Source organism: uncultured Megasphaera sp. (genome assembly GCF_900539295.1).
Lineage (GTDB): Bacteria > Bacillota > Negativicutes > Veillonellales > Megasphaeraceae > Megasphaera.
In genome coordinates this window covers 16148-31608 of sequence record NZ_UQBH01000029.1, presented here as the reverse complement: position 1 = coordinate 31608, position 15461 = coordinate 16148, and the positions used below count along the sequence as shown (strand labels likewise).

General features: G+C 50.8%; 16 protein-coding genes. 2 read left to right on the top strand and 14 right to left on the bottom strand.

Annotated features, from left to right (window positions below):
* Positions 1-85: 85 nt before the first annotated feature.
* The 10 genes from QZQ46_RS09155 to QZQ46_RS09110 all read right to left on the bottom strand — a co-directional run bounded on the left by QZQ46_RS09155 (position 86) and on the right by QZQ46_RS09110 (position 9357).
* The gene (locus QZQ46_RS09155) at positions 86-355 is read right to left on the bottom strand and encodes a TIGR04076 family protein (RefSeq protein WP_296829057.1); all 270 of its coding nucleotides are present in this window, start codon (positions 353-355) and stop codon (positions 86-88) included.
* A 93-nt stretch (positions 356-448) separates the two neighbouring features.
* Entirely contained in the window at positions 449-1213 is a 765-nt protein-coding gene (locus tag QZQ46_RS09150) for a TatD family hydrolase (RefSeq protein WP_296829055.1), read from the bottom strand.
* Positions 1213-3156, bottom strand: a complete 1944-nt coding sequence (gene metG, locus QZQ46_RS09145; protein ID WP_296829053.1) for a methionine--tRNA ligase — start codon at positions 3154-3156, stop codon at positions 1213-1215. Before metG ends, QZQ46_RS09150 begins: the two co-directional genes overlap by 1 nt.
* 35 nt (positions 3157-3191) lie before the next feature.
* The gene (rsmI, locus tag QZQ46_RS09140) at positions 3192-4037 is read right to left on the bottom strand and encodes a 16S rRNA (cytidine(1402)-2'-O)-methyltransferase (RefSeq protein ID WP_296829051.1); all 846 of its coding nucleotides are present in this window, start codon (positions 4035-4037) and stop codon (positions 3192-3194) included.
* A 44-nt stretch (positions 4038-4081) separates the two neighbouring features.
* On the bottom strand, positions 4082-4813 hold the full coding sequence (locus QZQ46_RS09135) for a tRNA1(Val) (adenine(37)-N6)-methyltransferase (protein ID WP_296829049.1): 732 nt from the start codon (positions 4811-4813) through the stop codon (positions 4082-4084).
* Positions 4803-5648, bottom strand: coding sequence for a stage 0 sporulation family protein (locus QZQ46_RS09130; RefSeq protein WP_296829047.1), 846 nt, complete (start codon positions 5646-5648; stop codon positions 4803-4805). The genes QZQ46_RS09135 and QZQ46_RS09130 overlap by 11 nt, the downstream gene beginning before the upstream one ends.
* Positions 5649-6638, bottom strand: coding sequence for an ATP-binding protein (locus QZQ46_RS09125; RefSeq protein ID WP_296829045.1), 990 nt, complete (start codon positions 6636-6638; stop codon positions 5649-5651).
* A 131-nt stretch (positions 6639-6769) separates the two neighbouring features.
* Positions 6770-7435, bottom strand: a complete 666-nt coding sequence (locus QZQ46_RS09120; protein WP_296829043.1) for a thymidylate kinase — start codon at positions 7433-7435, stop codon at positions 6770-6772.
* Complete coding sequence (locus QZQ46_RS09115) at positions 7410-8894, bottom strand: aminotransferase class I/II-fold pyridoxal phosphate-dependent enzyme (protein ID WP_296829042.1); 1485 nt, start codon at positions 8892-8894, stop codon at positions 7410-7412. Before QZQ46_RS09115 ends, QZQ46_RS09120 begins: the two co-directional genes overlap by 26 nt.
* A 7-nt stretch (positions 8895-8901) precedes the next feature.
* The gene (locus QZQ46_RS09110) at positions 8902-9357 is read right to left on the bottom strand and encodes an NUDIX domain-containing protein (RefSeq protein WP_296829040.1); all 456 of its coding nucleotides are present in this window, start codon (positions 9355-9357) and stop codon (positions 8902-8904) included.
* A 187-nt stretch (positions 9358-9544) separates the two neighbouring features.
* Between QZQ46_RS09110 and QZQ46_RS09105 the strand changes: the two genes are divergently transcribed.
* Entirely contained in the window at positions 9545-10384 is an 840-nt protein-coding gene (locus QZQ46_RS09105; protein ID WP_296829038.1) for a pyridoxamine kinase, read from the top strand.
* Positions 10385-10483: 99 nt separating this feature from the next.
* Positions 10484-11044 (top strand): biotin transporter BioY, encoded by a 561-nt coding sequence (locus QZQ46_RS09100; RefSeq protein ID WP_296829036.1) that lies wholly within the window; start codon positions 10484-10486, stop codon positions 11042-11044.
* A gap of 45 nt (positions 11045-11089) precedes the next feature.
* Here the strand turns inward: QZQ46_RS09100 and QZQ46_RS09095 are convergent, their stop codons facing one another.
* The 4 genes from QZQ46_RS09095 to QZQ46_RS09080 form a co-directional block, all read right to left on the bottom strand.
* Positions 11090-12061, bottom strand: a complete 972-nt coding sequence (locus QZQ46_RS09095; RefSeq protein WP_296829034.1) for an alpha/beta hydrolase — start codon at positions 12059-12061, stop codon at positions 11090-11092.
* A gap of 201 nt (positions 12062-12262) precedes the next feature.
* A complete protein-coding gene (locus QZQ46_RS09090) occupies positions 12263-12820 on the bottom strand; it encodes an NAD(P)H-dependent oxidoreductase (protein ID WP_296829032.1) in 558 nt (185 codons plus the stop codon).
* A 44-nt stretch (positions 12821-12864) separates the two neighbouring features.
* Positions 12865-13344, bottom strand: coding sequence for a flavodoxin (locus tag QZQ46_RS09085; protein WP_296829030.1), 480 nt, complete (start codon positions 13342-13344; stop codon positions 12865-12867).
* A 669-nt stretch (positions 13345-14013) separates the two neighbouring features.
* Positions 14014-15339 carry a hypothetical protein gene (locus QZQ46_RS09080; RefSeq protein ID WP_296829028.1) on the bottom strand — a complete coding sequence of 442 codons (1326 nt, stop codon included), beginning with the start codon at positions 15337-15339 and terminating at the stop codon, positions 14014-14016.
* Between the last annotated feature and the right edge of the window lie 122 nt (positions 15340-15461).

Sequence of the window (15461 nt, the reverse complement as noted above, 5' to 3'; positions counted from 1 at the left end):
ATGAGGATGCTGAATCTAAATTTCAGATTGAATTGTCTCGAGTGTCCTAATTGGTATTGCAATTAACCCAATAAAATTTCAGCCCTTACTCCTTAACCTTCGCTTTAAACACCAGGGCCACGTCGGCATCGGAGCAGCAGAATTCCGCTTCCCCTTCCGGCTGTCCCGGAAGTGTCCCGCCATAGCGCAGGATATCGATATAGGGAAAGGCGCAGTGCATGGCCATGGGACAGATTTTCCCCCGGTCCGTATCATAATCAAAGGTCTCACCGATATGATGGCCGCGATGGCAGCCCATGGTTCCCAATTTTCCCGTAACCGTCAATTCGATCTTCGGTCTCTTTCCTCGTTCCATAAAAAATCTCCTTTCTCATATCTCCTAAAAAAAAGAAAGACGCGGGACGGGAAATCAACGATGATGTCCGTCCCGCGTCCACCGGGTATTCTATTAAATATTAAACAGCCGTCGGCCATTTTCTGTCGTAATACGGGCTGCTTCTTCCACACTTATATTGCGAAGGGCTGCCAGTTCTTCTGCCACATAGCGGACGTAGGCCGGTTCATTGCGCTGACCGCGGTGGGCCTGAGGCGTCAAATACGGGCTGTCCGTTTCGATGAGAATCCGGTCTAAGGGCAGGTTTTCAGCGACTCGTCTGGCCCGCTTAGAGTTCGGATAGGTCAAGGGGCCGTCAAAGCCGAAGTAAAAGCCCATGCGCAAGAGTTCTGCCGTCATTTCAAGGCTGCCGGAGTAGCAGTGGAAGACGCCGCGGATTCCCTTCCCGTATTGACGAAGGATATCCAGCGTATCGCCGTGGGCTTCGCGGTCGTGGATGATAATCGGCACGTCGAGCTCGACGGCGAGCTTTACCATGTCGATGAACACGGCCTGCTGAACGGATCGATCCGGTTCAGGCCAATGGTAGTCCAATCCCACTTCGCCGATGGCGACGATCTTTTTCTCACCGCGTACCCACTGACGAAGTCGCTCTGCATCGTCCGGCGTCGCCGTGGCCGCCAGCTCCGGATGAATGCCGACAGCAGCATAGACGCCGTCGCAGGCATTGGCCAGGTCGATGCAGGCACGAGACGTCGCCATATCCGTTGCCGGGCACAACATCATTTCAACGCCGGCCTCGGCCGCCCGAGATAATACCTCTGAGCGGTCTCCATCGTAAGCCTTGTCATTGATATGACAGTGGGTATCGAACAACATTACCGTACGCGGCTGCCGGGAGCCATGCCGTCGACAAAGGCTACCTGCAGGTTATCGTTGCCGTCAGAAGCAGCCAGGAGCATGCCCTTCGATTCAACACCGCAGAGTTTGACCGGCTTCAAGTTGGTAACGACGATGACACAATGGCCGATGAGGTCTTCCGGTTTATAGTACAGAGAAATGCCGCTGACGATCTGGCGCGTTTCCACCCCGAGGTCGACTTGTAATTTCAGCAGCTTTTTCGCTTTCGGAACCTTTTCGCAGGCTACGATTTTGCCGACGCGAAGGTCGACTTTGCCGAAGTCATCGATGGTGATTTCCGGTTTTACCGGTTCCTGAGCTGCCGGGCAGACCGGTGCAGCTTCTTCTTTCTTATCGTCTTTCGCTTCAGCAATTTCTTCATCTAAGTCATAACGCGGGAACAAGGCCTGTCCCTTTTCGACCTTGGTATCGGCCGGATAGAGGCCCCACTGCTGGGCATCCTGAAGGTTTGCCTGGGCAAAATCGCCAAGGCCGAGCTGATGCCACATATCAGCCGCACTGACCGGAATGAAGGGGCTGACTAAAGCCGCGATGATGCGCTGCGCTTCGATGAGGTTGTACAATACCGTCTGCAGGCGCTGTGCCTGATTTTCGTCCTTGGCGAGGACCCACGGCGTCGTTTCATCGATATATTTGTTGCTGCGGCGGATGAGGGTCCACACGTCGTTAATGGCGTCGTTGATCTTCATGTCATCCATGAGAGTTTCAAACTGTTTCGCCGTTTCGACAGCGCAGGCAGCCAATTCGTCGTCAACGGCTTCTTTGACCGTCGGGCCGGCTACGACGCCGCCTTCATATTTTTCGACCATGGCCAGGGTACGCTGCAGGAGGTTGCCTAAGTCGTTGGCAAGGTCGGAGTTGATGCGGTTGATAAAGGACGGCAGAGAGAAGTTGCCGTCTTGGCCGAGACGGATTTCTTTGAGCAGGTAATAGCGCAGAGCGTCGGCACCGTACCGTTCAATCAGGGGAATGGGGTCGACGACGTTGCCTAAGGATTTACTCATCTTGGTCCCGTCGACGATGAGCCAGCCGTGACCGAAGACCTTTTTGGGAATCGGCAGGCCGCAGCTCATGAGCATAATCGGCCAGATGATGCTGTGGAAACGGACGATTTCCTTGCCGACCAGGTGAAGGTCAGCCGGCCAGAATTTTTTGAACTTTTCAGGGTCATCGAGGTAGCCTGCAGCCGTTACGTAGTTGACCAAGGCATCGAACCAGACGTAGACGACGTGTTTCGGATCCCAAGGCACCTTGATACCCCAGTCAAAGGACGTACGCGAAACACAGAGGTCTTCGAGACCACTTTTAACGAAAGAAATCATTTCATTGCGCCGCGATTCCGGCTGGATGAAATCAGGGTTTTCGTCAATAAACTTCAGCCACTTATCGGCGTATTTATTCATCTTTAAGAAGTAGGCTTCTTCCGAAACGAGTTCCAACGGCCGGCCGCAGTCGGGGCAGATATGTTTGCCTTCGGGCAGTTTATTTTCCGGCCAGAAGGTTTCACAGGGCGTACAGTACCAACCCTTATATTCGCCTTTATAAATGTCGCCGTTGTCGTAGGATTTCTGCATCAGGGCCTGAACGACTTTTTCATGGCGTTTTTCTGTCGTGCGGATGAAGTCATCATTGGAGATATTCAATTTTTTCCACAACTCTTGGAAGAGCGATACGATTTCATCGACGTATTCGATGGGCTTAACACCTTTTTCTTCAGCGGCCCGCTGAATCTTCTGGCCGTGTTCGTCAGAGCCGGTCAGAAACAAGACGTCGTCGCCGCGCAGGCGGTGGAACCGAGCCAGCGAGTCGGCAATCGTCGTGCAGTACGTGTGCCCAATGTGAAGTTTGGCGCTTGGATAGTAAATCGGTGTGGTGATATAATACTTTCTTTTTTCAGACATGGGATTTCCCTCCTATACCGACAAATGAGCCGGTGTTATAAACTAAGCGCAGCCTGGTATACACTACGTTTGGGCACGCCGCACCGTCTGGCGACAGTCCGGACAGCCTCTTTCTTATCAACGCCCTGTTCCATCAGTTCCCGGACCAGGGCTGCATAATCAACATTTTCAGGATTGGCTTCTTCAGCCGTTTTCGTCATCCCTTCTACGAGGATGACGAATTCGCCCCGCGTTCCCTGCTCAGAAAGGGCAGCTTGAAGTTCGCTGAGTCTTCCGCGGAGATACTGTTCATATCGCTTGGTCAGCTCCCGGCAGAGGACGGCCTTTCGGTCGCCCAACACTTCAATCATTTCGCCCAGCACCTGACGGATGCGGTGAGGGGCTTCATAGAAAATGAGCGTCCCCTCATAGGCTTCAACGGACTGCAGAGCCGGCAGTCGATGTTTCTGCGTCTTCGGCAAAAAGCCGACAAAGGTAAATTTCGTCGTATCCATGCCGGAGGCGATGAGCCCCGTAAGGCCTGCATTGGCTCCCGGCAGGGGAACGATGGGAATATCCTCGGCCAGAGCCAGGCGAACCATATCGCTGCCGGGATCGCAGATAGCCGGCATGCCGGCATCGCTGACCAAGGCAATCATCAGTCCGTCTTTCAATTTTTCAATGAGCTGCGGCCCTTTTTCGGCTTTATTGTGTTCGTGATAGCTCGTAAGGGGCGTATCGATATCATAGGTCATGAGCAGCTGTTTCGTATGACGCGTGTCTTCAGCGGCAATGAGGTCGGCTTCGCGAAGGCAGCGCACCGTCCGGTACGTAATGTCTTCTAAGTTGCCGATCGGCGTCGGGCAAAGATAGAGCGTCCCCTTTTGAAAAACTTCCGGCATAATACTCCTTTCACAGAAAAAGACGGCTGACGAAGCGAACCGCCTTATCTTCCATATAAGCGCTGCACCGCGTCGCTGTAACTCCCATCATCATTATGGACGATGAGCGGCGGCAAGACGGAAAGGCCCTTGCCTCCGCCAAAGATGCCTTCGACGAGAAACAGCTTGGCCTCTTTATCCGAGCGGCCATGAATCATCTGCAGGACTTTGGGCTCAATGTCCCGTGCCCGCAGAGCTTCCAATATATCGGTCAATCGCTCGGTGATGTGAACCATGCGAAAGCGGCCGTGATACTTCAAGGCGTATTTTGCCGCATCGAGGACGTCGTCTAAGGACGCCGTCTCTTCGTGGCAGGCCCGGCGGATGCCGTCGACGTCGCTGTAGGCACCGCGGCTCTTTTCGCGATAAGGCGGATTGGCATAGACCGCTGCAAAAGCCCCGCTGGGCGACCATTCCCGGATCCGGCGATAATCTCCCTGTACGATGCGGATGCGGTCGTCGCGGCCGTTTAAGGCCACGTTGCGGCCGGCAATGTCAGCCATGACCGGGTTAAATTCGACACCGGTCAAATCCCGTGCACCGCGAGCCGTCAAAATCAAGGGAATAGCCGCCGTCCCCGTCCCCAAATCGAGAGCCGGTCCGCGGGGAACGGCCCCGAAATGGGCTAACAAAACAGTATCTATCGAAAAGCAGAACTGATCGTCCCGCTGAATGACCTTCATCCCGTCGAGGACCAGGTCATCCAATCGTTCATGGGGACCAAGCTCAATTTTCATGGTCCACTTCCCCTACATCAGACCAGGATACATTGATATTATGGCCTGATTCGAGCTGTACTTTGACAGTCTTATCTTTCATGTGAACCCGAAGGACCGTACCGACTCCTTCATCGGTCATGACCCGTTTGCCGACAGTCGGCGGCTTCTGCTGTTCACAGCCTTTCTGCTGGCAGTTGCAGCACTTCAGTTCGCCTGACGTATAAAGCTGGTTTTCATACCGCAGGCAGCACATGAGGCGGCCGCAGATACCCGATATCTTGGTCGGATTCAGCGACATGCCCTGGCCCTTGGCCATGCGGATCGACACGGGCTTAAAGTCGCCCAGGAAAGTCGCGCAGCACAAGGGGCGACCGCAATAGCCGATACCGCCAATCATCTTGGCTTCATCGCGAAGACCTATTTGGCGCAGTTCGATACGGGTCCGAAAGACGGAGGCCAAATCGCGGACGAGTTCGCGGAAGTCGATACGGCCGTCGGCCGTAAAGAAGAAAATGATTTTCCCCATGTCGAAGGTATAATCGACATCGATAAGCTTCATCGGCAGTTTATGTTTGGCAATCTTGGTCAGGCAGATGCCGAAAGCCTTCTTCTCCCGTTCCTTATTCCGCTCTACTTGGCGCAAATCCTTGGCCGTAGCCTTGCGGATAATCGGTTTCAAAGGCTGGACGACTTCTGCATCATCGACGTCACGAGGCTCGATGACGACGTTGCCGAATTCCATGCCCCGCGCCGTTTCGACGATGACTCCATCGTCCAAGGCGAGTTCGATATTATCGGGATCAAAATAATATATCTTTCCAGCAGGTTTAAAACGCACACCTACAACGATCACTTAAAATCCTCCTTTGAGCTGTATCGTCCGGATAGCCACATAGTCCCAAACTAAGCGGACATTTACATGGCGCGTCACCGCTTCCAGCGCTTCATTGAGCACTGACGACACGGCAAAGACGGCGTCATCCGTCCAGTACGGCAGTAATTCAGTCATATCATGGATATAACCTTTTAAACGGACATATTCCCGGCCGGCACCACTGCGAAGGACGGCCATGTCGCGCAGCAAGAGATTAATCCAGCCTAAGATTTCTGCCGTTTCTTTATCATTCAAATCGGCTGATACGACCAGCCATTTCGCATAGGGACAAGCATGTTTTGCCATAATCCTGAGAAAGTCCACGGCAAAGTGAGCCTTTTCCATTCCCCGGCCGTCGAGATAGTGCAAAACGGTGCTGACAATGCCGCCGCCCCATAAAATAGCGTCATCCAGTTGTTTCCCTTCTGCACGGCCCAGCTTTCGCAGCCCGTCCCGCAGCTCATCATCGCCGACGGGATCAAAGGAATAAGTAACGCAGCGCGACAGAATCGTCGGCAGCAGCAAATCGGGCTGATCGGTAACCAAGATAAAGCAGACGCCGGCCGGCGGTTCTTCCAAGGTCTTCAGCATGCGGTTGGCAAATTCGACATTCATCGTTTCCACATGGTCGATGATGCAGATTCGGCGTCGGCCTCGTTCCCCCTGAAGTGCCAGTTTTCCCTGAAGCTGTCGAAACTGGTCGACCTTCAGCATAGCTCCTACGGGGGCCAAATAAAAGGCGTCTTCCCCGTCGGCTACAAGGGCTTCATCGGAGTCCTGATTCAGGTCTCGAAAGACGGGGCGACCGGCCAGGGCCGAGGCAACGGCGACGGCCATCATGGTCTTGCCGACGCCGGCAGGGCCGGCAAAAATCATGGCGTGAGGGAGGCGGTCTTCATCAATAAGACGGGTCAATTGCGACTTCAAACGGCCATGGCCGATGATGGCATCAAATACGGTCTCATCCATGATTTTCACCTCCCTATTAAGAAATACCTTAATAACTTATTATATTAAAAAATCCCGATAAAGTCTAGTATTTTCAGTACCTGCCCGGACTGCCTAAAGACGGTGTGAGCCGGTTGTCTGACAGGATGTCATTACCCCAAAACGCTCCGATATACATCGTCATGAATGGCCTCGATGGTCCGAAGCTTTCCGCCTTCCGTGCAGGCGATTCGCGTCCATCCATATCGGACTGCCAATTCGTCGTAAGCGGCGTGGCATTTAGCCAGGAACTGCCCGTTTTTCTCATGGATATCGCCGGTCTCACCGCCCGTCTTTCCGACGCGGTCAGCCATCAGTCCCAAGGTCACATCCAAGGGTACATCGAGGAGAAACACGGCGTCCGGTTCGGGCAGGCCCATCTTGCGAAATTCAAAATCTTCCAGCCAGTCAAGGTAGGCCTTCCGAAGAGACGCATCATCGATCTTAATCATCTGATAGAGCATATTGCTCGTCGTGTAGCGGTCGGCAATGACGATGCCCCCTTGATCATAAAAGGCTTTCCACTTCATTTGATAGGAAGCAAAGCGGTCGACGGCAAAAAAAGCCGAAGCCGCATAGGGATTGACGGCGTCGGCATTGCGGCCGAAGTCACCGCGCAGGTACATCTTGACCAGGGCGCTTGAATCGCTGTCATAATCAGGATAGCTCACAGCCATGACGGGATAGCCGTCCTCTTTTAAATGGTCCGTCAGCAGCTTAGTCTGTGTCGCCTTGCCGCTTCCGTCGCCGCCTTCAATAATGAATAATTTCCCCTTCATGGGCCTCCTCCTTCTGCACGCTTATTTCCGTTAAGGTCCCGTCAGCCGGGCCGTTAGGTTTATAGCCGTGCTCCATCTTATAGCGGATATACCGTTGGCAGTCCTCAGTAATGATTTCACCAGCGGCCAAAGCCGGAATGCCCGGCGGATAAAAGGTAACCGTTTCAGCAGATACGCGGCCGCAGGCCTTACTAAAAGGAATTCGTTCCGTCTCGCCGTTCCAAACCGTTCGTGGTGCTGCGGCAACCTGCGGACTCGGCAGCGGCGGCTCCTCGTCGGGAGAGGTCTGGCAAAGGGAGCGTCCGTCAGCCACAGCACGGCAGGCATCGATCAGAGCCTGTGCCGTTTCCATCGTATCGCCCAGGGTAATCAGGGCCAATACATGATTGCCGGCGACCAACTCGACTTCGATGCCCTGTTGACGCAAAGCCATTTCGGCACTTCTTCCGTCAAGGCCGACACCGGAAAAATCAATGGTAATCTTCGTTTCATCAAAGCCGGTGACGACGTTGCCGTCGATGATTTCCCGGCCAAAGGACGACAGTCCCGGGATAGCATTGATTTCCCGGCGCACATATCGGGCCAGTTCCAAAGCCCGTCCCAACAGCGCTGCGCCATGAAGAGCCAGTTGCTGCCGTGCGCTGTCGAGGGATGCCAAAAACCAGTAATGAGGACTCGTCGACTGGACGACGGCCATGGACGCGGCCAGTCGTTCCGCCAAGGGAAATCCCCGGCGGCAGTGAAGCATCGACGTCTGCGTCAGCGAACCGGCCAGCTTATGCGTGCTTTGAGCCACGCAGTCAGCGCCGCACCGCAGGGCCTCTTTGGGCAGATCCGGTTGAAACCCCAAGTGGGCCCCATGGGCTTCATCGACGAGGACAAAGAGCCCTTTTTCATGGGCATAGGCCGCCATGGCCTCCAAATTGCCGGCGATTCCGTCGTAAGTCGGATAGGTAAAGACGACGGCCTTAGCTGCCGGATGGGATTCAATGGCTTTTTTTAAGGACGATACGTCAGGCCCCAGCGATACTTGGTGCTTTTCATCAAACAGGCTTTCCATATAAACCGGCACGGCGCCGCTCAAGATAAGGCCGCTGATGACGCTCTTATGGGCTTCACGGGGGATGATGATTTCATCGCCGTCACGGCAGACGGCCAAAATCATAGCCTCGATACAGGCCGTCGTCCCATTGACCGAAAAAAAAGACCGTCCGGCGCCATAAAGGTCGGCAGCCAGTTCCATAGCCTCTTTCAAAGGGCCTTCAGGCTGAAATAAATCATCTAAGGCATACATAATGCCCAGGTCTCTCGAAAGGGCCGGACCAAAGAGTCCTGCCTGATACTCCGAAATCCCCTGCCCCAGCTTATGGCCCGGCGTATGATAGGCCTTCATTCCCTGGCGGCAGTACGCTTCTAAGGCTTCGACAAACGGCGCCTTCTGTTGTTTTTCTCTATTCATAAATACCTCATATATGGTTTAAAAAGTCTCGCAGCAAGGCGTGACTCTTTTCATAAGAAAATTGTTTCATCTGTTTCAATGAGCGCTGCAGCGATTCTTGTAGCCGGTAATCAGACAATTCTTCCGGCTTCACCCAGCGATAGTCCCGATGTTCATCCGACACGGTAACGCAATCAGAATCAGCCATAGCCGTGAAAATAACACCGTTCAAAAATTGGCCGTCGGCCTTCTGATAGCTCCAAATACCGGCCGGTGCTTCCAGGGTAATGGAAAGTCCCGTTTCCTCACCCACTTCCCGACGAAGGCCGACTTCAAAATCTTCATGAAAGAGCAGTCCGCCTCCGGGAAATTCCCAGTGATGCAGGCCTTCTGTATCATTTTTCTGCAGCAGCAGTAGTTTGCCGTCATGAAAGACCATCGCTTTGACGCTGAGTCCCATCAATACGTTCCTTTCCTGAGCCATAATATCAACTCCTTATCGTTACTTCGCCTACAGTTTGGAATTTTTAGATTAACTTTAATTATATCATATGGGTAAATGGGCTGACAGCAAAATCCATACAGGACAGAATCCCTTTTATCTGTCTTATTTACACCATGTTATATATAGGTTAAAATTATAGTACAGTTTACTTTGAGGAGGTCTTTTTATGACTACCAAACGCGTCCTTGCGATTCACGATTTATGTTCCTTTGGCCGCTGCTCGCTCACGGCAGCGATTCCGGTCATCTCGGCCATGGGCTTCCAAGTCTGCCCATTCCCGACAGCCATTTTCAGCAATAACCTGACCTATGGCGACTTTACCTTTTCTGATTTCACGCCCCATATGACAGAATTTATGGATAAATGGCAGAAATTAGGCTATGAATACGATGCGATTTACAGCGGTTTCCTTGCCGATGCCGGTCAAATAGAAGTCGTTTCCGATGCCATTTCCCGCTTCGCGAAAGAAGGCAGCCTCATCGTCGTCGATCCGGCCATGGGCGATAACGGCAATCTCTATCCGGTATTCACGCCGGCTATCGTTCCGGAAATGCGCAAACTCATCGGCAAGGCTACGGTAATTACCCCCAATTATACCGAAGCCTGCCTCTTAGCCGATATTCCCTACAGCGATGCCAAACCGACGACAGCGGAAATGCTTGACCTGTGCAAGACCTTGTCCGATATGGGGCCGAAGAAAATCGTCATTACCAGCGTCGCCTCAGACCATGATACCAGCAAAATCGTCAGCTATGATACGACGACAGCCTCCTTTGACGAATACCCCGTCTATAGCCTTCCCTTCACGACCTGCGGGACCGGCGACCTCTTTACCAGCGTCCTTACGGGCTCCCTGCTTCAGGGCACGATGCTCCATGCAGCCATCAAAAAGGCCGCTGATTTCCTAAGCTACGCCATCGAATACACCTACAAGTCCGGCAGTGACCCTCGTGAAGGCGTCCAAGTCGAACCCTGCTTAGGCAAGTTGCTGAAAAGCGAATTGTAAACCGATATTCAATTACATAAGTTGACCTTAAAGGCACTGTTTGCTATAATACACTTTGTGTAACGAGTCCTGTATTTTATAGTAAGGAGTGCTTTTGTCATGTCTGAGTCACGTGAAAAGACGATGCGCCTGACGCACATCGCCCTGTTGATTGCAATGAACTGTATTTCCGCCTATCTGATCATTCCCCTGCCCTTTTCCCAGTCGCCCCTGGCCCTGCAGACCCTGATCGTAAACTTAGTAGCCTTCCTCTTGCCGCCAAAAGATGCCGCCATCACCATGCTGGCCTATATCGGCATCGGCCTCATCGGCGTCCCCGTATTCACTGGCGGGACCTCCGGACCGGGCAAGATGTTCGGCCCTACAGGCGGCTATATCTGGGCCTACGTCGCTGCCGTCTACCTCATGTCACTCTTAAAGGGACATACCTATAATTTCAAACGCTATTCCCTGGTCGCCATCGTCATCGGCATTCCCGTCATCTACCTCGGAGGCGTCCTTCAGCTCCACGGTGTAACTGAAATGCCTTGGAGTGCCGTCATTACCAGCGGCGTTCTGCCCTTCATCCCCTTAGACATCGTAAAAAGCATCTTAGCAGCTGCCTTGGCAAGACCGCTCCTCGATATTACGGCCATAAAAAATGCAGTACCCAAAAATTAAGCCTTTTAAAGCAAAAAGCCCATCGCGAGATGGGCTTTTGTCGTATTAAAAATGGCTCCGTGCAAAAGTTCCTATTTCTTGTAATGACGCAACGGAAGCGTCGAGGTCCGGCAGGCAGAGGGCAAAGTCATGAGGCATATCGGGATAGACAGTCATCGTGACTTCAACGCCGTCGTCGACGGCTTTTTCCATAAATTTCTGATTTTCCGTCAGGAATATTTCATGGCCGCCGGTCTGAATGAGCATCGGCGGCAATCCCTTTAAATCGGCATGAATCAGCGACAATCGCGGATCGGTCTGAGAAAGCGTCCCGGCATAGGCCGGCTGATTGACAGCCTTATTGAGCGGCGTTCCACGGCCTAAAATCTTATCTTTACGGTCGTTATAGGTCCGCGAAGCCAAGTCTGTACTGAAATCCGTCCATGGCGACTGGAGGACTAAGAGACGGGGCAGTGCTTTTTGATGGTCCCGCAAAAAAAGGGTAAGGGCAACGGCCAGATTACCGCCAGCCGAATCACCGACCAATACGATGTTTTCTGCCTTGACGCCGCGGTTCAGCAGATAGTCGTAAGCCGCGACGGCATCGTCAAGAGCCGCCGGATAGACATGGTCAGGTGCCAGCCTGTAATTGACGCAGTAAGCTTCTTTGGCATCCATCAAGGCCGCCTGCTTCAAAGCCATGATGCGATGGCCGTCACTCATGCCGAGAACATAACCGCCGCCGTGGAGCTGTAAGAGCACCTTATCGGAAGAAGATTTCTCATTCGTATACTTTTCGACAACGATACCGCTGACGGTCACATCCTGCCGCTGCCAGCCATCAGGCAGGACGAAGGGCTTCTGATTGCGGCCGGTAAAGAGGTCGCCTGCAGCCCTTTCAATATATTGCTGCTGAGCCTGTCGATCCAAGATCAGGCCATGTTGCGGCAAGTAAAGCCCTTCAGCTGAAGCCGTCAAGTTCATGGCAATCAGGCAGGCGCCGATCGCTGAAATCTTCAGTACCTTCTTGTTTAACATAGAAACACTCCTTCGTCCAATGATGACAAACAATCCCTATATGTCCCTATTTTATCATTGAATGGCCGCTCTAAGTCAAGACAACAAGCATAAACGCCGCCCTTCTTCCCCAAAAAAAGAAGCGCCTCACACCGGTGTGAGACACTTCTTTTCCTCTTTTTAGAGAAACAGGACTGCAACGTGCTCGATTATCATAAAAGACTAAGCTGTAATGTCCTGAATGCGGGCAATGAGCTTTGCTGTATATTCCCGAGCGGCCTGTCGCTGCCCTTCAATGGCCTGTTCATCATCGCGAGTGGTATAACCGACACCATGGATGTAGAGTGCCCCCTGGTAATCGAGACCACAAAGGATTGCCGTTGCCGGGAACATTTCAAGCATTTTGTTAATATCACCAATAGATCCTTCGCCGCCGGTATAAGCTTCTGCCGGTGCGCCGGTCGTGAATGAGACGAGCAGCTTTTTCCCGCCAAGTTTTCCCGTAGAACCATGGGCAAAGCCATGAAGGAATACTTCGTCGAGCCACTTCTTCATGAGCCAGGGCAGGGAATACCACCAGAAGGGGAACTGCCAGACGATGAGATCGGCTTCCAATAAAGCCTTTTGTTCATCTTCGACATCGATATTCGCCGTCGGGTAGAGCTGATCCAGCTTGCGAATTTCAGCATCCGGAAAAGCCTTTTCAAGCTCGTCCAAAATCGCCTTATTGGCAACGGACGTCGAGAGATCAGGATGACCGGAAATAATCAAAGTTTTCATCGGACTCTTCTCCTTTCATGGATAAAAAGAAGTACAAAGTCTAGTTACTGACTGTTTTTTGCAGCCCATTCCTTCAGTTCATCGGCAGATACGTTACTCGGGAACCGTTTTCCCGCCGCGACGTCTGCGCCCGGTGCCAAGGCCTGCATGTTCTTGCCGGAGTCGCCAATAGGGCTCATACCGGACGTAGCGAAAGGAACGACCTTCTTACCGCTAAAATCATAGCTTTCCATAAAAGTATCGATAATGGACGGTTCCCGATACCACCAAACGGGAAAGCCTACAAAGACCAGGTCATACTGATCCATATTATCGACCCTTTCGGCAATAGCCGGACGGCTGTCGGGATCCTTTGATTCTACGGAACTGCGGCTTTCCGAATTCTGACAATTAAGGTCCGCCGAGCTATACGGCACTTCCGGCTTAATTTCAAAAAGATCGGCGCCAATCGCTTCAGAAAGTTTTTCGGCAACCTTTGCCGTCACGCCGCTGGCGCTGAAATATGCGACTAATGCTTTATTCATTATATCTTCCTCCTCTATTATATCTAATAGGATACTTGATTGGTCAATGATAGATTTTTCATATCCGTCATGGCGATCATATCACCACTTAAAATCAGTCTATCATTCATGAACATTCATGTCTAATACCTATCACAAATTGCTGGAAATATGTATTATGTATTTCTAATAGTGCATTCCTCAAAGAAGAAAAATCGCCCTTCTTTAGAAAATAAATTATTTCAGCCCAGCATTCTGAGGAAGTTCATAACTGCCCTTCCGACAAATGAAAAAATCCCTGCAACCAGAGGTTGCAGGGATCGTAATTTCAAAAGTGAAATTATTTGAGTTCTACTCCATCGGCATTTCGTAAAAATAAGAATGGCTTCACTAAGCCATTCTTATGGCATCAGTTTTTCAAAATCAGCCTCATTTTAGCAGTTTTCAAAAAAAATAGTATCATTTGAGTATCACGCCCCGGTATTCTTTACGATCCATCAGCATGCTTTTGCCATTCAATCAACGGCATTTTTCTGATAAAGCTTTTCTCGATTTTTTCATCGGCGATAGCAAAATACAGATTTGCAGATGACCCACCACTTTAAGTTTTTTCAAAAATGTCGCTAGTAGATTTTTACCGTCCTTCCAAATCTTTCGGGTTAAAGATCCCCCAACGGATTCAGTTTCCGCTTATGTTCTAGCACCTTTCAACAATGGTGTCGTAAGCGGCGAATCCATATGAGTGTCTGGGGACTGCATAGGATCAAATACTTCCGGAAGAGGCATTTGCGGCCAAAATTCCCATAATTTTTCTTCTTTTATATGCTGTCTTTCTTCTTTCATTACTTCTGCGGTAACATCAACATCTGCATGCATAGGGACATTCATTTGAGGTATAACTTCCACAGTATAAGGCGGATTATCTTTGCGCTGTAATGTAACAGACAAGGGAGCATTTCCATACGTCAGCATGTATTCCACAGAATAGTTTTTGCTTGCCTTTAGATCTATACCATTAATTGATAATACTTTATCACCATGTTGTACCATTGCTAGCTCTGGATGCTTAGTTAAATTCACTGTGTCAATCGTCGGATTACTTTTGTTATATCCTCCGTTTAATGCGATTCCATAATCCGCAAATGGCACTAAGTGCCTATACGTCATTGCAGCGGCCTCCATGCCAATATTTTTTACTTCGTCATCTACCAGAGTTGAACAGTAATAGCCATACTGGGTATTACCTATGCTCCAAAAATCCATATCCATCCAGACCCCGCCAGATACCTCTTTAAAAGTTGCCAGCCCATGACCGCTTTGGCCTTCCAGCAAAAAAGCAATCAGCGGCAGTTTCGTGCTCATTAGATAATGGCAATTTCCTTTGCGATATATTTTACTATTCCCTATTTTAGAAGGCCAGTTCAAATAATAAGCAAATGTATTACGTACTTGTTCTAACGAAACATTAGGATAAAATATACTGTAAAATGGCCCATATGGCTTGGGCTCTTTTGCTTTATCTTGCGGCAGCATGTTTCCTGTCAGTTGTCGGGCACATGCCAACAGACGCTTGGCGGTTACTGTATAATATTTTCCGTTCGGACGATGCAGCCGAATCTGGCAGGAATCTGGATCGGGTAACTGTATCCACTCATTTAAATCGACCGTATACCATCGATCTTCACCGATTTGGGATGTAGGAATAGGAATGCTCGTATCCTCAACCAGAAAAACAGATTTTCCTTTTGGAGAGCGGATTTCCACCTTATCATAGTCAGAAGGACCCCAAATACGGAGCAGCGTCTGTGTATTTCCGTTCTTTTGAATCTGCTGTAATTCTACAAAATAATACTCGTTATAATCTAAATGTTCCCTGGCAAACACAATGCTCGAATCATTCTGATGTACTATACCAAATACTGGCGGATTATCTCGTGTAGAGTACCCCATGACCCAAAAGCACTGCATCATCATAAAAACCAAGAGTCCCCATAGAATAAAAAGCCGGCGTCTCATAAAAAAACTCTCCTTTTACAAAACCGTACCAGCAAAAGCATATCTTACAGTATCTGCTATCATAATATGCTTTTGCATTGTACAACCTCACTACCATTACTGAATTAGAAAACTGCCTACTA